The sequence below is a fragment of the Yoonia sp. R78084 genome (assembly GCF_044595625.1).
Classification (GTDB): domain Bacteria; phylum Pseudomonadota; class Alphaproteobacteria; order Rhodobacterales; family Rhodobacteraceae; genus Yoonia.
In genome coordinates, this window is record NZ_CP138993.1 from 1425347 (window position 1) to 1444064 (window position 18718).

Here is an 18718-nt window from a genome sequence, read left to right on the forward strand (position 1 = left end):
AATATTGGCCTACTGTACTGCAAATGAACATCTTTAACGACACCAGTATGCGCACAGAGCACATATCATTCCTTCAATCCCCCGGTCCCTGAGAGGTAACATGGCGCAAACAACCCGTCAGGCCTGGGCGAAGCGGGCAACGATGTATCGCTTCACATTGGTGCCGCGTTGTTTGATTGGCGCGCTGCAAAAGGTTCAGAGCTGGTTGCGGCTGGTACTTATCCTTGGGTGCAATACATCCCGAAAGCGTCTTTCTATGAATGACCGTCAAAGTTGGCTTTCAATCGGCAAGAGGCCCGCGACGGTCGCTATCAATGTTTGCCAAAAGCTTGCCAGCGGTTCACGTGTGAAGACCTCTTGCTGTCGTGTACCGTCATACCGCCAGATCGCGGCGCCGTTTGAATCTGTCTCATAGCGAAAGGCATAGTCCTTGGCGATCTCGTCAACCCGTTCACGGATACTCAAGGCCAGATCAGGGCTGTCGATCACCATTCCGACCTCGGCATTCTGGCGGATAGATCTGGGATCAAAGTTCGGCGACCCGACAAAAAGATACCGGTCATCCACGATCACAAGCTTGGTGTGCATGGTAAGCGGCGCATCGGCAGAGCCGGTCAGAATTGCAGCATCGGCGCGGGCCTCGATAAATTCAACGCCTGCTGCTGACAACCTGTCACGGTACCGCGCATATGCGCCGTGAACATAGGCATGATTGGTTGAGGCAAGCGAATTCGTCGCAATACGCACACGAACCCCACGCGCCACAAGGTCTTCAAAAAACAACGCGCCGTATTCCTCGGGTACGAAATAGGGTGTCATCACAAGAACATCTTGCTGCGCCAGATTGATGGTTTGCAAAAGGGCGTTGCCAACCGCAAAGGGACCAACCCCGGGAGGTGCGCGAAGTTTGTCCGGATCATCGACGACAACGCGCGCCCTGCCTTCAAAAAGTGGCACGCGTCCCGCCCTTAGATCCGCAAGATAGCCAGATGCGATTGCGCGTTGGTAAATTTTGGCTTCATCCGTGTCTGCCCTTTCCCTAAAGGCCTGCAAAGCTTGCGCCGCTGGGAAATCGTTTGACGATGCGAACGACGAAAGCGACACAGTCCACGGATCGTTCCAATAGAGATCAAAAGCGGAAGAGAGTTCGCGCACGGGTTCCCCTGCCACGAAAAGATCAAAATCCGCGAATTCATGATCTATGCCAATCTGGAAATATTCGTCCGCGTAGTTCCGGCCGCCAATAATCGCGAATGACCCGTCAGTGATAAATGCCTTGTTGTGCATCCGCCGGTTCACGCGTCCGAAATCCAGCAGAAAGTTCACTGCTAAAACGCTGTTCCGCGACAAAGGGTTGAAGACGCGGATTTCAACATTGGGATGCGCGTCAAGCGTTGCGATCTGCTCGTCTCTGGCGCTGGTAAAGACATCATCAAAAAGCAGCCGAATACGCACGCCACGCTCTGCTGCCTCATAGAGTTTAAGCCAGACCAATGTGCCTGCGATGTCAGGCTTGATCAGGAAAGTCTTGATATCTATCGAGCGTTCGGCGCTCTCTATCATGCCAAGTCGCGCGCCAAGTGCGTCGTTTCCATCGGCCAGAGGCGCAAGAATGACATCCTCCTCACCACCACCCGTCAATCGCGTGGCTGTGAGGGCCGCACGCGTGCCTTCGGGCGAGATTGCGCTAGAAACTTCGCGCTGCACATCAAACGGCACATAGGTGCATGCGATCAGTTGTAGCGCCATTGCCGCATAGAGGAATGAGCGCAACGACTTCAATGGATTACCAATTTCAGAACAGCGAGAGCCAAGCCCGCCGACCCTGCAAAGACGCCACCCAGAACCGCTGGCATGACGCGTCCGTCGATGACCCAGCCAACCCGCAATCCAAGGATCATCAGCAGCGCCACGCAAAGGCCTTGTGACAGGAAGACAGCAGTCTGCGCACTCAGCCACCCCACAGAAGCCGCAAGAAAGAACAACGTAGGCACATTCGCTACGGCCAGCGTGGGACTGCTATGATGCCAAGCTGCATGCCACGCAATTCGCGTTACGCGCTCTTTGGTTTGAAGCGCATTTGCCATCAGTTCGGCAAAGGCTTTTGCCAGCGTGATTGCCAGAACAGACCCGAAAAGGACGACTGCTGTCTTTATCGGCGTATCTGGATGATCACCGGCCGCCAACAGGATACTCAGAACCATGATCGCGCCGTAGATGAGGCCGAATGCCGCTTTGTCCAATCGCTGCAATCCCGATCCTTGTTGTGAAGTATCTACAGTCATCTCCACCTCCTCGACATAAATCTGCGGCCCTGTCTGGGGACACTCTCCTCCGGCCCGGATGGTGTGCGGCAGAAAATCTTGTGACGACACGCCACCATGTCTTGCGGCGGAACCGGTGATCCCTGTTCGGTTTCATCCATGATCGCATCCGGCGGGCGGTTCACGGCGACGTGCCGGCACGACATTTCTGTTGTCGTGGCGCGCGGTGGTAAAAGCCTGCGATGAAGAACATCTGCGTTGGTCGCTTGGGCCGTTCGCGCGATCGCAACGCTGAAACGCCACCAAACGGTGATTGGCCTGATAACTGCGCGCAGGCGAAATGGGCCCGCGCGCTTTTTGGCAATGGTTAACAAGCTGCCATGACTTTCGGCAACTGGCGCCATTACTCCTGCGACATCAAGAATTCGGCGACAGCTTGGTAGGCCGGCAGCGAGGTCGGGTCGATCAGCCCATTCGGCGCTTGCGGGAAAGAGGACAAACGCACCAGCACCATCTCTGCAGTCGGGTCAACATAGATCGTCTGACCGTGCACACCGCGTGCGGCATAGGCACCATGGTCATTATGAAACACCCACCACTGGCTGGTATAGCTGCCCGCACCAAAAGTCGGGAAGCCTGTGCCAAACTTGGAGCGGTCGCCACCGGCGCTGATGTTTTGCGCGACTTCAGCAGGGAACAGCCGTTCTCCGTTTAGCTCACCCTCATTCAGCATCAACTGGCCGAGCCGGCCAAGATCCCGCAGACCTGCGGAAATTCCGCCGCCAGCAAAGGGTACGCCCTTGCCGTCGACCAGCTGATACGCGTCCTGTTCAACACCCATCCGGCGCCACAGCCGTTCAGACGCAAGCTCGGTCACGGATTTTCCCGACACGCGGCTGATGATCCAACCGAGCATGTCGGAATTGATTGTCTTGTAGTGGAACTCATCGCCATGGTTTCCCTCGGGTTCAACCTGCTGCAGGTATTCCCAATATCCATTGGGCCCTTCATAATCTGCTGGCTTGGGCAGCGGGCTAGCGGCGGCGGAATAGACCCAGATATCAGCATTTGGATCGGAATAGTTCTCGGAATACTTCACGCCTGTGGTCATATCCATGACCTGACGAACCGTGGCCGACGCAAAAGCACTGTCTCCAATCTCGGGAATGACGTCGCTGACCAATGCGGTGTCATCAAGCGTGCCTTCAACTACCATGATCTCAGCCAAAAGACCGGTAAATGACTTGGTCATCGACATGATCGCGTGCTTGCCGTCCTCTTCGAGGCATCCGAAGTAGCGCTCGTAAACGACCTCACCTTTGTGCAGGATCAACATACCGTCGGTGTAGTTGGCGTAGAGCGACTCTTCCCAGGTCATTTCGGTGTCGCTGTTCTGCGGCATGAATGTCAGCGCATCAATCTGCGCGCGCATATCGGCAAAATCGGATGGCGACGGATAGGTCAGCGGCACAGGCGCGCCAATACCGCGGCTGATTTCCTCAGAGGGCAGGAATTCGCGCAAGTGGCAGACCGACCAGCGCAGCCTTGGGAAACTGAAGTAGACACTGTCAGGTTGCGTAATCATCTTGTCGTCAGGCGGCGGGAAGCCTTGCATCCAGCCCATCACGTTTGGATCAGATTCTTGCGCACTCAGGGGTGTGCTTTGCGCAAATGCACCCGTTGAAGACATTGTAGCCATTGCTACCCCCGCTGCCAATCCAATGAGTTTAGTAGTTGAAGACAACATTGATGAATACTCCTGTCCAAGTTGGTGCGTCATTGCCGGCCACATTCTTAATACCTTCGCCCGGGAAAGAGGCCGAAATTCCCGACGTTAGAAAAGTATTGGGATTGATGATGCGGCTGTATTCAAGGAAGACATCATCCGCGAGGTGTGCGTCTGTGACGCCAACGACGACACTCCCAGTTTCATCAACCCGGGTTGCCTGACCAAACTGGACGGGGCTGTTGAGTTCATTGGCGCGAATATGGGCATAGCGCAGTGTCAGCGTATCCATCGGACTGGGCTGGACCCGCAACGTGAGCGCGTGCGCATTTACGTTGGAGTTGATGAACGTGGATGCAGACTTTGATCCCGTAGCCCATGCACTCGGGCTCCCCTGATAGAACAATGGATCAAACCGCTCAAGCTCTGGTGTCTCCGGATCATCACCCGAGAAGGTCTGATAGCTGTACGTCAGTGAGGGCGACCACGGCAATTCTTGCCATGCATATCCCGCGGTGACGCGGCCCGCCCATGCTTCGAGATCAATTGCGTCATTGCGTTCGATGGCTACATCGCCGGTAAATGTCCAGTTCTCCAACACACCTGAAAATGGATCTGTCTTGCCATATATATTTAAGGCAGTCGTGCCTTCGCGCGCGCCATCGATCACACTCGGTGGGGCCGAGCCAGGGTTTGCTTGCGGATAGGGTGACTTTGAATTCAGTACTTCGACAAACGTCGCGCCGAGGTATCCGCCCTGTGGACCTGCATATCGCAGATCAATACCAGCGATCTCGTTGTTTGCGTCTTTCGACGGCATCTCGTTGGGGTCCAGATAAAAGGCCGTTCCCGTAAGGCTTCCTTGGGACAGCCGCGCGATCGCCGCACTTTCCCAAGCCTTGCGCGGGCCAAATTTCAGTGCCCCCCGTTCGAACCCGCTGGTCGCGCCGTTTGCAACCAGCATTCCCGTGCCCAAAACCAATTCACGCGGACCCAAAGAAACGTCATAGGACATCCCGTTCGCCAGATCACCACGCAAGGCCAGATAGGCCTCTTCGAGCGTTGTGGCCCCTGTATCGCCCGTGTCAAACGCATCAGTGCCCAGCGTATATGACGCAACCGCTGACAATTTTCCGTAGAGCGTTGCACCTGTCTCGAGCGCATATTCAAAACTCACGCCGGGTTTGATATAGGCCTCCAGCCATTCGGTATTTGGTTCAAACGGGGCGGTCGGCGCTGTTACGCCAGCAAGGTCCCAAAACAGCTCTTTTTCCACCACAGCATTCAGTCCGAACTGAAAATGAGTGCGAACTTCCAGTCCGTCGGCGCTGTGCAAGAGCATGGGATCACTGTCATCTGCTCGCGTTGCAGTCGCGGCGAGCGTTGCCATAACAGCCACTGTCGCTGTCAAATTTGCCGATGAAGAGTTGTGAGAGCTTCTGGCACGCAAACGCCCGACCGGTCCCGAAACCCAAAATGATATTGAGCCGCTATCAATGATACGAAAGAACATCATGTCTGCCGTCCCCCTCCCCCCGAAGCACCGCATATTCCAAATGATAAGCGGCCCCGCTTGACATGCAACAGAGTTCGCGCCCAAAATGAGCGTCCGCGCGCATATACAAACGAGGCGATTAATAATTGGGCAATAGTCAGTTTATCCGAAACAATTTCGACAAGATTTGGCCTGTGCACCTTGCCGGCTTTACCAAGCTGCTCATCCAGCTACGTGAGCGCTTCGATGGTGATCTGGACCTGATGCTAGTGCTTGCCGTGATCGGAGGCCGGACTCGGCCGGAAACATGGAAGCCTCAGTTGGTGTCGGCTGAGGAAATGACCAGCAGTGACAGTAGACATTCCAGCCAATATCCAATCAACATCCAGTCAGTTGCTGAGTTTTCAGGAATTCCCCGTGAGACCGTCCGTCGAAAAGTTGGCATTCTGCAAGACAAAGGTTGGCTGATACGCGATAGAGATGGGCGACTTTCGGTAACCGACACTGCCGCAATGGGACTTGCCTCCGAAACAGACTCGACAATTGCCTATCTCGCCGCTCTACGGACCGTCTTCGATGGCAAGGACGATATCAAATAGTCGCCATAACGGCGAAAGTGCCGTCTTCGCGACTTCCATGCAGGCAAATTGACCCAGTGTCGCGCAACAACAGCCTACAAGCGGTGTCCAGCTTTTGCGCCGGAACCTTTGGACTGTCACATCTAGTGCTGGAAATCCGTAATGACCGCAGTTCCCGGAGACGTTGGACCTGTCATTGCGCGCAACTCATCGGTCGCGCCGGACAGAGAAATCTCTCTAGCAACCATCGGGCTTATGTCCACATCCCCACGCTCAATCATGCCCAAAAGATCCGGGTATTTCCAAGACGGCATCCCGCGTGTCCCGAAAAACGCAAGTTGCTTTGAATAGATGGCACGCATGTTCACTTCCATAAAACCGCTGCCAGACGGCATGCCAATCTGAACGTGCCGCCCAAGGGTGCCAAGACATTCCACTGACGCGTTCGTGGTCGCCGCGATCCCGAGCGCTTCCAGTGAGACCTGCGCGCCGCCACCAGTAATGTCATGGATTGCTGTCGCGGCATCAACCTTCGCTGCATTCACGGTAGCATCCGCGCCATGTTGCATGGCGTGATCCAATTTTTCGTCAACAATATCGACGACCACGACCCGCGCCCCTAGCATCTTGGCCAAGAGCAATGCCGAAAGGCCGATCCCGCCTGTTCCGTGAATGGCCACCCATTCTCCTGCCCTTACATTTGCCCGATCCGTGAGGGCGTGCCATGCGGTTGTCACGCGACAGCCAAGACCAGCCGCAAGTGCGGGTGATATTGTCTCGGGAAGATGAACGAGGTTGTGGTCGAACGGTACGGCTACATACTCGGCATAAGCGCCAGGTGTGCCAAACCCGGGAACAATTTGGTGGGCGCAGGTGTTTGACACGCCGGTATAGCAGGCAGCACAGCTACCGCAGCCGAGAATAAAGGGCGCGATCAGGCGGTCGCCGATTTTATGCCGTGCATTTGGTCCTGCCTCGACAACTGTCCCGCAGTATTCGTGCCCGAGGATTGAACCGTTCTGGACCTTGGGGTGCGTACCTGTCCACCCGTGATAATCAGAGCGACAGACGCCGCAAGCAGCAACCTCGAGCACAACACCATTATCTGGGCATACCGGATCATCGACCTTTTCAATTGAGAGATCATCGTTGAAGTCTCTTACCACTGCCGCGCGCATCATGTTGTCCTTGCTACTTGTGGATTGTCTGCCTGACCGTAAGTCCGGCGATCCCTATCTGGGCCGGTCACCCTTGACGGTGACGCGGCGTCCCTTTCGTTCCGCCGGCCAATAGTCCCAAATCGCGCGGTGCATGCAACACCGATTATCCCAGAACGCCATGTCGTTCAGTGTCCAGCGAAAGCGGATCTGATAATTTATATGCTCTGCATGCTCAAACAGCAGGGCAAGCAAGGCTTCGCTCTCACGATCCGACAACCCCAGGATCTTTGTTGTGAAAGTACGGTTCACAAACAACGACTTCCTGCCCGTATCGGGATGGGTCCGGACGATCGGGTGCACGGCCTGCGGGCAGTCGATGTCAGTGTCTTGCCTACCGCGATCACTATACCTGCCCTTGTAGATATGCTCAGAGCTATGCAGTGCAGACAGGCCCTCTAGCATTGATTTGATCGGCTCTGACAGGTCGTCGTAGGCGGCGTACATATCGCTGAACATCGTGTCGCCGCCACACGGCGGTGCGATATGGATTTGAAGCATCGTTCCAAGCGGCGGAGTTTCGTCGCACGAAACGTCAGAGTGCCAGAATTCGCCATTCGCAATTTTGGAGTCTTTCGTTGCATGGATCTCGAAAATCTCTGGATGGCCAACCATGGTGGGTGCTGCCGGGTGTGCATGCAATGGACCAAATCGCTTGCCAAACTTCACGTGTTGCTCCGGTGGAATTTCCTTCTGGTCTTTGAAAAACAGGACCTGATATTTCAGGAAAGCGTCCTGGATTTCAGCGAACTGATCGTCTGGGACGTCCTGACTGAGATCAACACCATAAATCTCTGCACCAAGGTTTGGGCAAAAAGGTTTTGCAACGATCAGTTTGTAGTCATTTGTTTTCGGGGCAACCATAACAACTCCAGTTTTCTCGGTCGGAAATTATTGAATTGCGCCCAGCATAGACATGAACATTATTTGATAAAAACGATAACATTTTGACTCATACTTAAGAAATATTTTACTATTATTATAGTATGTCGTTGTCAGGAAGGCGCACAGACATGAGCATGCGCGCACTCCGCACGCTTATCTCAATTCACCGGCATGGTAGTTTTCGTGCCGCTGCCGAGGCTGAAAACCTGACTGCGGCAGCCGTCAGTCAACAGATGCGCAATCTAGAGGCGTCATGGCAACTCGCGCTGTTTGAAAGGTCCCATAGATCGCCAAAGTTCACGCCAACCGGCCTCGCCTTGGTTGAAGAGGCCGAAGCCATCGTCGCGGTCTATGACGGCCTCGCTGACAAGGTTCGCTCTGGTGCTGAAGTTGCTGGTGAACTGATCTTGGGCGCAGTCCCAACCACCTTAACTGGTCTGGTACCGCTTGCTCTGACCCAACTCAAGATGTCGCACCCCGGCATTCGGGTCCGGGTTGTGCCTGGCCTGTCCAATCAACTCTTGTTGCAAATTGAACGCGGACAGATTCATGCCGCCGTCATTTCCAAGCCGGATCTGCTACCAAGATCTTTACGCTTTTCCAAAATTGCTGCCGAAGATCTGGTCCTGCTAGTGACCGAAAGCACGGAAAAATTGCCCGTGCTTGAATTACTGCAATCCCAACCATTCATTCGCTTTAATCGGGATGCGGTTGTGGGACGGCAAATTGAAGGTTGGCTGCAGGCGAACGGGATAGCCGTGAATGATGTGATGGAACTGGAAGGGCTTGAAGCCATTTCCAGCATGGTCGCAGCCGGACTCGGCATTTCCATCGTGCCAAATAGATGCATCATCGAAAGCGACCATCTTCCCTTGGCAAGGCTACATTTGGGGGATGATGTTCCAAGCCGGTTGCTTGGACTTGTCAGTCGCGCAGACTCGCCCAAGGCCATGGTCATTCAAGCAGCAGAGACTGCACTGCTAAAGGCCGTTTCGATTGGAGAATTCCATCTTGGATCATAAGCCTGAGCAGATAGGGTATATGATGAGAAAGGGACGCTTTGAAAGACCGCGCTTAGTTCTGGCAACCTTTCACCAGTCGCTTCAAACGGACGGGGTATTTTGAGGAATACTATCAATTCTTTCAAACTGGCAATTGAAAGAACACAGTGCTGTTTTGCCTGAAGCGGATACTCGACTGGTTGAAGTTCCATAAACTTCGGCTTTCCAACAAATGAAACCTTTGGCGAGAACGGATCATAAACTTTGCATCTGCGGCGAATGTCGGCGTTCAGCCTTGGGCTGCGAGCAGTCATTTGACCATCAGAAACGAACGGCAGCTGGCTCGCAAAGCGGACCTAGTTCCAAATCGCAGCTCAGATGCAAAAAGGGCGGCCCCAAGGACCGCCCTTTCGTATCTCTGCCGTCCAGCGATTAACGCTTGGAGAACTGGAAGCTCTTACGGGCTTTCGCTTTACCGTACTTCTTACGCTCGACCACACGGCTGTCGCGTGTCAGGAAGCCAGCGGCCTTGAGTGCGGCGCGCAGTGTCGGATCATAAAGCTGAAGGGCTTTGGACACACCGTGCTTGACCGCACCGGCCTGACCGGACAGACCGCCACCGGCAACAGTTGCCATCACGTCGAACTGGTCAACAACACCGGCAACCTGAAATGGCTGGCGCAGGATCATCTGCAGAACGGGACGCGCGAAATAGGCGTCCATGGCTTTGCCGTTGACTGTGACCTTGCCGGAACCCGGCTTGATCCAGACGCGGGCAACCGCATCTTTGCGCTTGCCTGTCGCATAGGAACGTCCCAGATGGTCGCGGACGGGCTCACGTGTAACAGTTGCTTCGACCGCTGCAGCTGGTGCCTCGGCACCTGTTGCAACTTGGCCCAGCTCTTCGAGCGAGTTTACTTGATCGGCCATTATGCAGTCCTCGTGTTCTTTTTGTTCATGGACTTCACGTCCAGAACTTCGGGCTTCTGGGCTTCCATACCGTGCTCAGCGCCTGCGAAAACGCGCAGGTGTGTCATCTGCTGACGGGACAGTTTGCCACCGGGCAGCATGCGCTGGACGGCCTTCATGATGACGCGCTCGGGGTGCGCACCTTCAAGGATTTCTGCCTTTGTCTTGGACTTGATGCCGCCGGGGTGACCGGTGTGCCAGTAGTACTTCTCATCACGCTTGTTACCAGTCATCTGGATTTTCTCGGCGTTGATGACAATCACGTTGTCGCCCATATCCATGTGCGGTGTGAAAGAAGGCTTGTGCTTGCCGCGCAAGCGCATTGCGATGATCGAGGCAAGACGACCCAAAACAACGCCCTCAGCGTCGATCAGGATCCATTTCTTGTCGATATCCGCAGGAGTTGCGGTAAAGGTTTTCATATTCCACCAAAAGTTTGGAGTGGCTCACGCCACGTGTCATTCGATTGGGGCGTTATAGACGGACCTCCAACGCAGTCAAGCACGTTGGAGGAGGAAATATAATGTATTATCAATGCCTTATAATTTAGGTATTACTATACCCCAAACTACTTCAGATCTTTGGCGGTGCAAATGCTCGCCCAGACACAGATCGCGGCAACAACGGCGCCAACACCCTTTGCAATCGTTGCACCCAGCGACGTGATAAACGTCAAGGCCGCTTGCGCGGAACACCCGACCAGTTGGGCCAGACCGACAACGCATGATGACCCTGTGGTCAAGCCCCCCAATGCTGCGGCACCAACGGCGACGATTGCCCCGGCGACCACAAAACACGTCACTTGGCAGGCGCCGCACTTTAGGCTTGGCCAGGTATCCAGGCCTTTGTCCATCGCGGCCTTCGCCATCGCAAGATCAGGCGCGATCGTGATGGCAAACATTTCGTTGAATTCAGTTTCGTATTCCGCAGGTACCTCAAAACCCGCAGCGCGGGTCGCCGCAGCGGGGTTGGCCTGCGCGCCCATAAGTATGTTTTCGTCCGAAATGTTGCCCAAAAGGAATGCTTCGGCTTCGGCCAGTCTTGCGTGGAATTCGGGTGATGTTTCGACCATTTATTTGCCTCTCAAAGGTAGTTTTGAAAAAAGTGGTCAAACGATACATCGCAAGTTGTGTTGGACAAAGATATTTTTAATCAGCCTTTGGGCGGTATCGCATAGGTCAGACTGGCCCTTGCCACGGGACCCGCCTGCCCGGCGCTATAAATCATCGCATCACCGACTGCCAAAACCCGGCCCACCTTGTGCATGTGCGCAACACAGGTCAGATCTGCCCCTGCCGCCGGTTTACGCATGAAATCAATGCTGCAATTCGTGGTTACCGCCAGCGCCACCGGCCCGATCCGCGACAGGATCGCAAGATAAACGGCCACATCCGCCAGCATGAACATCGTTGGCCCCGACACCGTGCCACCCGGGCGCAAATGCCGGTCCTGCACCGCCAGCCGCACGGTCAGCCCGTCTTCTGCAAGATCGGTCACCTCAATTTCGCCGGCAACCTGCGGAAAGGCTTCAACCAGAAAGGATTGAAGTCCGGGAATATCCATCTTGTGTTCCATATCGCCTTCCGCTGCATTACGCTCCGCCCAAGCAACACCGAAAGGAACAAAATGACAATCCTGCTTCGCGAAGACACAGGCCATATCGCCACCCTGACGATGAACGCGCCCGAGCGTCTGAATGCCCTTTCGGATGCGATGCTGGCCGCCCTGCACGGGGCGTTTGATCAGATCGCAGAGGACAGCAGCATTCACGCCGTGATCCTGCGGGGGTCCGGCAAAGCGTTCTGCGCGGGCCATGACCTCAAGGAAATGCAGGCCGGACGGCAATCGCCCGATGGGGGTGCGGCCTATTTCAAGGACCTCTTCGATCGCTGTGCCGCGATGATGCAGCGGATTCATTCCATGCCCCAGCCTGTCATCGCTCAGGTCCACGGCATCGCCACGGCGGCCGGTTGCCAGCTTGTGGCAACCTGCGATCTGGCTGTGGCCTCTGACGATACGCGTTTTGGTGTCAATGGCGTGAATATCGGCCTGTTCTGCTCCACCCCCATGGTGGCCCTGACCCGCAATATCCACCGCAAGGCTGCTTTTGAAATGCTGACAACGGGCCGCTTTATCAACACCCGCGAGGCACAGGACCTCGGCCTGATCAACCGCGCTGTCCACACCGATGCATTGGAGCGCGATGCCCAAGAGCTTGCCCAAGCCATCGCCAAGAAACTGCCCTCGGCGGTCAAGATCGGCAAACAGGCCTTTTATGCGCAGGCCCAGATGACAACGGCAGAGGCCTACGCCTATACCGGCGATGTCATGGTCCAGAATATGCTGGTCGACGACACCAACGAAGGCATCAACGCCTTTCTGGAAAAGCGCGATCCGAACTGGTCCTAACCTGCGTTATTACTGGCCCGAAAATATCCCCGCCGGAGGCTCCGACACCTACAGCCGGTAGATCGCGCTGAATTTCTCTTCCAGATAGTCCAGCAAAGGTGCCTCGCTGGGCGCTGTACCGGTTGCAAGGGTGATCGTCGCAACCGGCGTGCGTAGCCCGCCATACTGTTGCAGGTTTGCGCGCAGCCAGCCCGTTGCTTTCGATGTATCACCCCGCGCAAGATCTGCATCCAGATCAGGCACCGCATCACGCAACGCCACATGCAAACAGCCTGCATAGACATTGCCCAACGTGTATGTCGGGAAATAGCCGAACAACCCCTCGGACCAGTGCACATCCTGCAAGACACCGTTCGAGGGTTTATCGACCGCATAGCCGAAATCGGCCTGAAAGCGGTCGTTCCATGCCGCTTCCAGATCATTCACCGCCAGATCCCCCGCAATCAGCGCGCGTTCCAGATCAAAGCGCAGCAGCACATGCAGATTATACTGCACTTCATCGGCTTCGGTGCGGATAAACCCGTCATGGACGCGGTTGACCGTGGCATAAAAGGTGTCTTCGTCGGCCACTCCGAAATCACCGAATGCATCGCGCATTTGCCCGTAAAGCCAGCCCGTATAGGCGCGGCTGCGGCCAAGCTGGTTCTCGTAAATCCGGCTCTGGCTTTCATGCACGCCCATCGACACACCACGCCCCAAAGGGGTCAGCAGATGCGCGTCATCAATTCCCTGCTCATAGGCGGCATGGCCGACCTCGTGGATCGTGGAATAAAAACAGTTGAACGGATCCGTCGGATTGGTCCGCGTCGTGATCCGCACATCAAGGCCGGACCCTGATGAGAACGGATGCACCGCCTTGTCAATCCGTCCGTTTGCAAGACCGTAGCCAAAGCTGAGGGCCAGCTTCTCCGACAGCGCCAATTGTGCGGCTTCATCAAAGTGTGTGCTCAACGGCGCAGGCACCGGTTTGTCCAAAATCGCCGCACGCAGCGCGACAAGACGCGGGCGCAAGGCCGCAAACATCGCACTCAGACGCGCGCCCGTTGCACCCGGTTCGTAATCGTCAAGCAGCGCATCATAGGCGTCGGTATTGCCTGCAACGGCAGCCGCTTCCTCGCGGCGCAGATCAACGACTTTCTGCAACATCGGCAAGAATGCGGCCACGTCTTCCTCGGCGCGCGCACGCGCCCAAATGCGGTGCGCAAGCGACGTGGTTTTCGCAAGCTCCGCTGCAAGACGTGCGGGCACTTTGGCGGTGCGCTCATAATCTCGCTTGATGTGGCGCAGGTTGGCCGCGGCGACATCATCGGTGGCTTGCGCTGTCTCCAGCCATTCCCCAATCCGCGGATCAATCCTGCGGGCATGCAGGATGTTGGCCATCGCTGCATGTTCTTCGGCACGCTGGGGGGTGGCACCATCAGGCATCATGGTTTCCTGATCCCACCCAAGGCGGCCCGCGATCTGTGACAGCGCCTCGGTCTCGCGCTGGAATGCCATAAGGTCGGTATATGCACCCATGGTATCAGGCCCCTTTGATGGTTTGTGGTACAGGATACTGCGCCACAAAACGGCCCCGCAAGATCAGCGCCCAGAGGATCACCGCCACCAGTTGATGCACAATCGCGATCTGCCACGGGGCGGAATACATCACCGTCACAATGCCGATCACGACCTGAAGTGTCATCACCGCCATGATCGCGTTGAAGGTAAAGCGCGTGGTGTCATTGGCCGAACGGCGTGCGCGGGTCCAGACGAAGATCGTATAGGCAAAGAGCGCATAGCCCACCATCCGGTGCATGAATTGCACAAGTCCCGCGTCCTCAAAGAAATTGCGCCAGACCGGGGTGAGTGACAAAGGCTCGGGCGGCAGGAACCCGCCCGCCATCAGGGGCCAGTCAGGGAAGGCGCGGCCCGCGTCAATCCCCGCGACCAAAGCGCCGAGGATGATTTGCAGGAACGCAAACCCGACAAGGATCGTGCTCAATCGCGCAAGGCCTGCATTCCCGCTGCGCCGCGCTTGCAGCAGATCGGCTTGGCTGCGGCCCAGCTGATAGACGTACCACGCGATAAAGCCGAAGATCACGAACGCCAACCCAAGATGTGTGGCAAGCCGGTAGGAGGCCACGTCCAACATCCCCTCTTCAAGGCCTGACGACACCATCCACCAGCCGATAAACCCCTGCAAGCCACCCAAAGCGCCAATAAACAACAGTTTCGGCGTCCAGCCTGCGGGGACCTTACGGGAGGCAGCAAAGGCGACAAAGCCCACAGCCCAGACCAGCCCGATAAAGCGGCCCAACTGGCGGTGGCCCCATTCCCACCAGTAGATCACCTTGAACTCGGCCATGGTCATGCCACGGTTCTGCAACTGGTATTCGGGGATCGCACGGTATTTGTCGAATTCAGCCTCCCAGGCGGCCTCTGACATCGGCGGCATGGCCCCTGTCACGGGCTTCCATTCGGTGATCGACAGGCCACTATCGGTCAGGCGGGTCAAACCGCCCACGACGATCATCACCACAACCAGACCGAAGAGCGCCATCAACCATGCGCGGATCGCGCGCCGCGCACCCTGCCCTGCACGGTTAATCCCGCCGGGGGCGGCTGTCTGTTTGGGGGTGTCACCGACATCTTCGAATATTGTGCGCTTGGTTGCCATCATCGGTCTCCGCTTGGTGTTACCGTTTAACTAGAACCCGCGTGCGGCGACCGCAAGCGTCAGGGTGCCACATGTAAGGTGGATTTCAATCCACCTTACCCCCGCTCTTTCCAGCGAACCATCTGGCGCATCATGCCATGCAGCATCTGCACATCCGCCCGCGTCATGGGCATGCGCGACCACATATTGCGCAGGTTCATCTTCATGTTCTCGGCCTTGTGTTCGGGATAAAAGAACCCGGCATCTTCCAACCGCTCTTCGTAATGCGCGGCAAGCTTTTCAATCTCGATCTGCTCGGCCCAGTCACCCACAGCATCCACGCGGGCGGGATCAACCGCAACCGCCTCGCGCCGCCATTCATAGCCTGTCAGCAACACACATTGCGCCAGATTGAGCGACGGAAAGTCAGGGTTCACAGGCACCGAGATAATCGCATTCGCGCGTGCAATATCATCGTTTTCCATGCCCGCGCGTTCGGGGCCGAACATCACCGCCACTTTCTGCCCCTGCCCGATCCGCGCGCGCGCATCCTGCATCGCAGCCTCGGGTGTCAGCACCAGTTTCGTCAGCCCACGTGGCCGCGCCGTGGTGGCATAGACATAATCACAATCAGCAATGGCAGCAGCGGTATCAGGATAGATCTGCGCCTCATCCAGCAGTCGCCCTGCCCCGCTGGCCATCGCCACAGCCTTCTGGTTTGGCCAGCCATCGCGCGGATCAATGATCCGCATGCGGTCCAGTCCAAAATTCCACATGCCACGGGCCGCCGCACCGATATTCTCACCCATCTGGGGGCGGATCAGGACGAACGCAGGCTGAGGCTGGGCGCTGGGCATAAGACTTCCTTTGATAAGATCGCCGCCTGATACGCCGCGCGCCTGTGCAAGGCAAGAACCGCATCAGCACGCCCCCCATAGCCAAGCCCGATTTTCCCCGCTAAAAGCCCCTGAAACATCAAATAAATCGGAACGCCCCCATGTCGGACGCCCAGGACCACCCGCAAATCTACCTCATCAGCCCGTCAGAATTCGATCTTTCGACTTATCCGGCCGAATTGGCCGCCTGTCTGGACAGCACCGAGGTGGCCTGCGTCCGCCTTGCGCTGGGCACCACCGATGAGGCGCGGATCGCCAAAGCCGCCGACGCCCTGCGTGAAGTCACCCATGCGCGCGATGTGGCGCTGGTGATTGATACGCATATCCAGCTTGTCGAACGCCTTGGTCTCGACGGCGTGCACCTGCAAGACGGCGCACGGTCGGTCCGTCAGGTCCGCAAGGACCTTGGTGATGATGCCATCGTGGGCTGTTACTGCACCAATTCCCGCCATGACGGCATGACCGCCGGTGAGTTGGGCGCAGATTACGTCAGCTTTGGTCCCGTGGGCCAGACGGCCCTTGGTGACGGACGTCAGGCGGAGCTGGAACTTTTCGAGTGGTGGTCCCTGATGATCGAAGTGCCGGTTGTCGCAGAAGGTGCGCTGGATGAGGGTTTGATCCGCGCGCTGTCCCCACACACAGATTTCTTCGGGATCGGCGATGAGGTCTGGAACACAGATAACCCCGCAGGAACCCTTGGCACCCTCAGACGTGCGATGCTGGGCTAGGAGCCTGCCGCGAGACCTGCACGCACCTGATCCTCCATTGCTTTTGCCAAAGCTTTGCGGTCCGCATAATCTGCGACCTTGACGGGCGCGTGGTAAATCACATGCACACTGCCTTGCTTGCCGGCGGCCAGTGTTGCCAGCAGATGCGGCCCGAAGTCCATATCACCCCACCAGCCATAAAACCGCGGGTCGGCCCCGGCGGGTGCGTGATACTGCAACGTCACCGCCTGCATGTGAAGCGTCTGACGCAAGGATGGATCGAAGAAGGCGGCAAAAAGGGCTGGTTTGAAAGGCAGAACCTGCAGGCCATCGGTTGAGGTGCCTTCGGGAAAAAACAACAGCTTATGACCCCCTGCAAGCCTTTCGCGGAACACCGCGATCTGCCCTTGCACTTCGCTGCGGTCGCGCTGGATGAACACTGTCCCTGTCGCGCGCGCCAGCCATCCGATGCCGGGCCAGCCCGCAACCTCGGCTTTCGACACAAAATAGATGCGTTTGCGGGCGTTCAGCGCGAAGATATCCAGCCAGGAGGTATGGTTTGCCACCACGGCCCCCGCACCCGCCATTGGCGCACCTTCCGAGGTATATCTGATCCCCAGAACCACAAAGGACATCCGGCACACAAACTGTGTGATATAGGGCGTCACCGGCCGGCCCAGCCCGCAAAGCGGCCGCTCCACTAGGCGGACAGCAAGCAAGATCAGCAATCCACCAAAGACGAGAACACCCAACGGGATCGCGCGCAGAACGACCCTGAGCCAGCCCAGACCACTCAAACGGCAGTCCGGCGGCGCGCTTTTGCTCTGCCAAGTCTCAGCCATTTGCCCCGCCTTTGGCCAGAATGGCCCGCTGCAATCCATCAATCGCATCTTTCTCAAGGATCAGGCAGATATCAACCGTGTTAAAGGCATGATCCACAAAGGCATCAGGTGCCACTTTCCCGCCCAAGCGCAAATAGGCTTTGATCAAAGCAGGTATTTCACGCACGGCAGAGATCCGGTCGATCGTGTCGAGGGGCTGGATATTCATCGGCACGGCTGTCGGACCTTTTGCCGTGACGCGCAGACCCGCAGGTGCCAGATGTTTGTGGTACAAGAGACTAAGCGGGGAAGATAGCGCCTGTACGTCAGTCCCATGAAATGAGGCCACCCCGAAAAGCACCGCGATCTGGTGGGTTTCCACATAACCCGCAAGCGCCTGCCAAAGATGCAGCATGCCTGCCCCCCCACGATAGTCACGATGCAGGCAAGAACGCCCCAGTTCCAAGAGGCGTTGCCCGCTTTGGCAGAGCGGCGTCAGATCATACTCGGTTTCGCAGTAAAAGCCGCCTGCCGCCTGCGCCATTTCAGCCGTCATCACACGGTAAACACCAACGATCTGATCGTCTCTCGGGCGCGTCTTATCCAGCAACAGGATGTGGTCGGCATGGGCATCGAATTGATCACACTCCAAGCGGGCAACGTGATCGACCATCGGACCAGCCCCACCCAACTCTGCGATGAAAACCTCATAGCGCAGGCGCTGTGCGGCGCGGATGTCCTGAGACGCGCGGCTCACACGGGTTTCAAATGCAGGCGATTGCACCAGCGTCATTTTTTTCGGAAAGCCTTCATTTTTGTGGAATTCCCGGCAGCCGTTAACTTTTTAGCAACCATAATGCGACACGTTGACAGGATATATGAACCTGACTTGCGCAACTCTCCTTTAGGTTGTACTTTAATCATTAACGAGTTCAAGTAAGACGCGCCGACTATCAATGACAATTTTGCCCATCTCCCTGAAGTTAACAGTTATCCGGTCGCCAATGTTGGACTGCACCTGCCCGACGCCCCACTCCGGCTGGTCGGGATGGCGCACGAGCACGCCAGGCTCAAAGATTGCATTTATATCTGACATCTACTCTCTCTTACAA

At 56.5% G+C, this 18718-nt stretch carries 20 protein-coding genes; 4 read left to right on the forward strand and 16 right to left on the reverse strand.

Annotated features, from left to right (window positions below; translation table 11 throughout):
- Window positions 1–267: 267 nt before the first annotated feature.
- The 4 genes from SJY29_RS07335 to SJY29_RS07350 form a co-directional block, all read right to left on the reverse strand.
- A complete protein-coding gene (locus tag SJY29_RS07335; protein ID WP_400088332.1) occupies window positions 268–1782 on the reverse strand; it encodes a phospholipase D family protein in 1515 nt (504 codons plus the stop codon).
- Window positions 1779–2285 carry a hypothetical protein gene (locus SJY29_RS07340; protein WP_400088335.1) on the reverse strand — a complete coding sequence of 169 codons (507 nt, stop codon included), beginning with the start codon at window positions 2283–2285 and terminating at the stop codon, window positions 1779–1781. Before SJY29_RS07340 ends, SJY29_RS07335 begins: the two co-directional genes overlap by 4 nt.
- A gap of 382 nt (window positions 2286–2667) precedes the next feature.
- Window positions 2668–4011 (reverse strand): serine hydrolase domain-containing protein, encoded by a 1344-nt coding sequence (locus SJY29_RS07345; RefSeq protein WP_400088337.1) that lies wholly within the window; start codon window positions 4009–4011, stop codon window positions 2668–2670.
- Window positions 3992–5380 (reverse strand): alginate export family protein, encoded by a 1389-nt coding sequence (locus SJY29_RS07350; protein ID WP_400088340.1) that lies wholly within the window; start codon window positions 5378–5380, stop codon window positions 3992–3994. The genes SJY29_RS07345 and SJY29_RS07350 overlap by 20 nt, the downstream gene beginning before the upstream one ends.
- 251 nt (window positions 5381–5631) lie before the next feature.
- Between SJY29_RS07350 and SJY29_RS07355 the strand changes: the two genes are divergently transcribed.
- A complete protein-coding gene (locus SJY29_RS07355; RefSeq protein ID WP_400088343.1) occupies window positions 5632–6084 on the forward strand; it encodes a hypothetical protein in 453 nt (150 codons plus the stop codon).
- 122 nt (window positions 6085–6206) lie between these two features.
- On the opposite strand, the gene SJY29_RS07360 is transcribed toward SJY29_RS07355, so the two are convergent.
- The gene (locus SJY29_RS07360) at window positions 6207–7241 is read right to left on the reverse strand and encodes a zinc-dependent alcohol dehydrogenase family protein (protein WP_400088858.1); all 1035 of its coding nucleotides are present in this window, start codon (window positions 7239–7241) and stop codon (window positions 6207–6209) included.
- Between the two features lie 54 nt (window positions 7242–7295).
- The gene (locus SJY29_RS07365; protein WP_400088346.1) at window positions 7296–8144 is read right to left on the reverse strand and encodes a TauD/TfdA dioxygenase family protein; all 849 of its coding nucleotides are present in this window, start codon (window positions 8142–8144) and stop codon (window positions 7296–7298) included.
- 149 nt (window positions 8145–8293) lie between these two features.
- Between SJY29_RS07365 and SJY29_RS07370 the strand changes: the two genes are divergently transcribed.
- A complete protein-coding gene (locus tag SJY29_RS07370; protein WP_400088348.1) occupies window positions 8294–9187 on the forward strand; it encodes a LysR family transcriptional regulator in 894 nt (297 codons plus the stop codon).
- Between the two features lie 411 nt (window positions 9188–9598).
- Here the strand turns inward: SJY29_RS07370 and rpsI are convergent, their stop codons facing one another.
- The 4 genes from rpsI to SJY29_RS07390 form a co-directional block, all read right to left on the reverse strand.
- Window positions 9599–10096: a 30S ribosomal protein S9 gene (gene rpsI / locus SJY29_RS07375; RefSeq protein ID WP_110278841.1), complete on the reverse strand. Its 498-nt coding sequence runs from the start codon at window positions 10094–10096 to the stop codon at window positions 9599–9601.
- On the reverse strand, window positions 10096–10557 hold the full coding sequence (gene rplM, locus SJY29_RS07380) for a 50S ribosomal protein L13 (protein WP_055292774.1): 462 nt from the start codon (window positions 10555–10557) through the stop codon (window positions 10096–10098). Before rplM ends, rpsI begins: the two co-directional genes overlap by 1 nt.
- A gap of 146 nt (window positions 10558–10703) precedes the next feature.
- The gene (locus tag SJY29_RS07385) at window positions 10704–11207 is read right to left on the reverse strand and encodes a hypothetical protein (RefSeq protein ID WP_342070987.1); all 504 of its coding nucleotides are present in this window, start codon (window positions 11205–11207) and stop codon (window positions 10704–10706) included.
- A gap of 80 nt (window positions 11208–11287) precedes the next feature.
- Window positions 11288–11710 (reverse strand): PaaI family thioesterase, encoded by a 423-nt coding sequence (locus SJY29_RS07390; protein WP_400088352.1) that lies wholly within the window; start codon window positions 11708–11710, stop codon window positions 11288–11290.
- Window positions 11711–11725: 15 nt separating this feature from the next.
- Here SJY29_RS07390 and SJY29_RS07395 point away from each other — a divergent pair, with 15 nt between their 5' ends.
- Window positions 11726–12544: an enoyl-CoA hydratase gene (locus tag SJY29_RS07395; protein ID WP_400088859.1), complete on the forward strand. Its 819-nt coding sequence runs from the start codon at window positions 11726–11728 to the stop codon at window positions 12542–12544.
- Between the two features lie 48 nt (window positions 12545–12592).
- Here SJY29_RS07395 and SJY29_RS07400 read toward each other — a convergent pair whose 3' ends face one another.
- The 3 genes from SJY29_RS07400 to SJY29_RS07410 form a co-directional block, all read right to left on the reverse strand.
- Window positions 12593–14062: a carboxypeptidase M32 gene (locus SJY29_RS07400; protein WP_400088355.1), complete on the reverse strand. Its 1470-nt coding sequence runs from the start codon at window positions 14060–14062 to the stop codon at window positions 12593–12595.
- Window positions 14063–14066: 4 nt separating this feature from the next.
- A complete protein-coding gene (gene ctaA / locus SJY29_RS07405; protein WP_400088861.1) occupies window positions 14067–15203 on the reverse strand; it encodes a heme A synthase in 1137 nt (378 codons plus the stop codon).
- A 95-nt stretch (window positions 15204–15298) separates the two neighbouring features.
- Window positions 15299–16039, reverse strand: a complete 741-nt coding sequence (locus tag SJY29_RS07410) for an RNA methyltransferase (protein ID WP_400088358.1) — start codon at window positions 16037–16039, stop codon at window positions 15299–15301.
- A 140-nt stretch (window positions 16040–16179) separates the two neighbouring features.
- On the opposite strand from SJY29_RS07410, the gene SJY29_RS07415 reads away from it, so the two are divergent.
- The gene (locus tag SJY29_RS07415) at window positions 16180–16806 is read left to right on the forward strand and encodes a thiamine phosphate synthase (protein ID WP_400088361.1); all 627 of its coding nucleotides are present in this window, start codon (window positions 16180–16182) and stop codon (window positions 16804–16806) included.
- Here SJY29_RS07415 and SJY29_RS07420 read toward each other — a convergent pair.
- The 3 genes from SJY29_RS07420 to SJY29_RS07430 all read right to left on the reverse strand — a co-directional run bounded on the left by SJY29_RS07420 (window position 16803) and on the right by SJY29_RS07430 (window position 18702).
- The gene (locus SJY29_RS07420) at window positions 16803–17627 is read right to left on the reverse strand and encodes a lysophospholipid acyltransferase family protein (protein ID WP_400088364.1); all 825 of its coding nucleotides are present in this window, start codon (window positions 17625–17627) and stop codon (window positions 16803–16805) included. The genes SJY29_RS07415 and SJY29_RS07420 overlap by 4 nt on opposite strands.
- Window positions 17620–18399, reverse strand: coding sequence for a GNAT family N-acetyltransferase (locus SJY29_RS07425; protein WP_400088367.1), 780 nt, complete (start codon window positions 18397–18399; stop codon window positions 17620–17622). The genes SJY29_RS07420 and SJY29_RS07425 overlap by 8 nt, the downstream gene beginning before the upstream one ends.
- A gap of 123 nt (window positions 18400–18522) precedes the next feature.
- Window positions 18523–18702 (reverse strand): DUF3553 domain-containing protein, encoded by a 180-nt coding sequence (locus tag SJY29_RS07430; RefSeq protein WP_110278850.1) that lies wholly within the window; start codon window positions 18700–18702, stop codon window positions 18523–18525.
- Between the last annotated feature and the right edge of the window lie 16 nt (window positions 18703–18718).

Coding starts and splice junctions, on each gene's coding strand:
- SJY29_RS07385 (WP_342070987.1), bottom strand. CDS start 11,207: ATGGTCGAAACATCACCCGAATTCCACGCAAGACTGGCCGAAGCCGAA.
- SJY29_RS07360 (WP_400088858.1), bottom strand. CDS start 7,241: ATGCGCGCGGCAGTGGTAAGAGACTTCAACGATGATCTCTCAATTGAA.
- SJY29_RS07415 (WP_400088361.1), top strand. CDS start 16,180: ATGTCGGACGCCCAGGACCACCCGCAAATCTACCTCATCAGCCCGTCA.
- rplM (WP_055292774.1), bottom strand. CDS start 10,557: ATGAAAACCTTTACCGCAACTCCTGCGGATATCGACAAGAAATGGATC.
- SJY29_RS07430 (WP_110278850.1), bottom strand. CDS start 18,702: ATGTCAGATATAAATGCAATCTTTGAGCCTGGCGTGCTCGTGCGCCAT.
- SJY29_RS07365 (WP_400088346.1), bottom strand. CDS start 8,144: ATGGTTGCCCCGAAAACAAATGACTACAAACTGATCGTTGCAAAACCT.
- ctaA (WP_400088861.1), bottom strand. CDS start 15,203: ATGGCAACCAAGCGCACAATATTCGAAGATGTCGGTGACACCCCCAAA.
- SJY29_RS07345 (WP_400088337.1), bottom strand. CDS start 4,011: ATGTTGTCTTCAACTACTAAACTCATTGGATTGGCAGCGGGGGTAGCA.
- SJY29_RS07410 (WP_400088358.1), bottom strand. CDS start 16,039: ATGCCCAGCGCCCAGCCTCAGCCTGCGTTCGTCCTGATCCGCCCCCAG.
- SJY29_RS07370 (WP_400088348.1), top strand. CDS start 8,294: ATGAGCATGCGCGCACTCCGCACGCTTATCTCAATTCACCGGCATGGT.
- SJY29_RS07420 (WP_400088364.1), bottom strand. CDS start 17,627: ATGGCTGAGACTTGGCAGAGCAAAAGCGCGCCGCCGGACTGCCGTTTG.
- SJY29_RS07400 (WP_400088355.1), bottom strand. CDS start 14,062: ATGGGTGCATATACCGACCTTATGGCATTCCAGCGCGAGACCGAGGCG.
- rpsI (WP_110278841.1), bottom strand. CDS start 10,096: ATGGCCGATCAAGTAAACTCGCTCGAAGAGCTGGGCCAAGTTGCAACA.
- SJY29_RS07425 (WP_400088367.1), bottom strand. CDS start 18,399: ATGACGCTGGTGCAATCGCCTGCATTTGAAACCCGTGTGAGCCGCGCG.
- SJY29_RS07350 (WP_400088340.1), bottom strand. CDS start 5,380: ATGGCAACGCTCGCCGCGACTGCAACGCGAGCAGATGACAGTGATCCC.
- SJY29_RS07390 (WP_400088352.1), bottom strand. CDS start 11,710: ATGGAACACAAGATGGATATTCCCGGACTTCAATCCTTTCTGGTTGAA.
- SJY29_RS07340 (WP_400088335.1), bottom strand. CDS start 2,285: ATGACTGTAGATACTTCACAACAAGGATCGGGATTGCAGCGATTGGAC.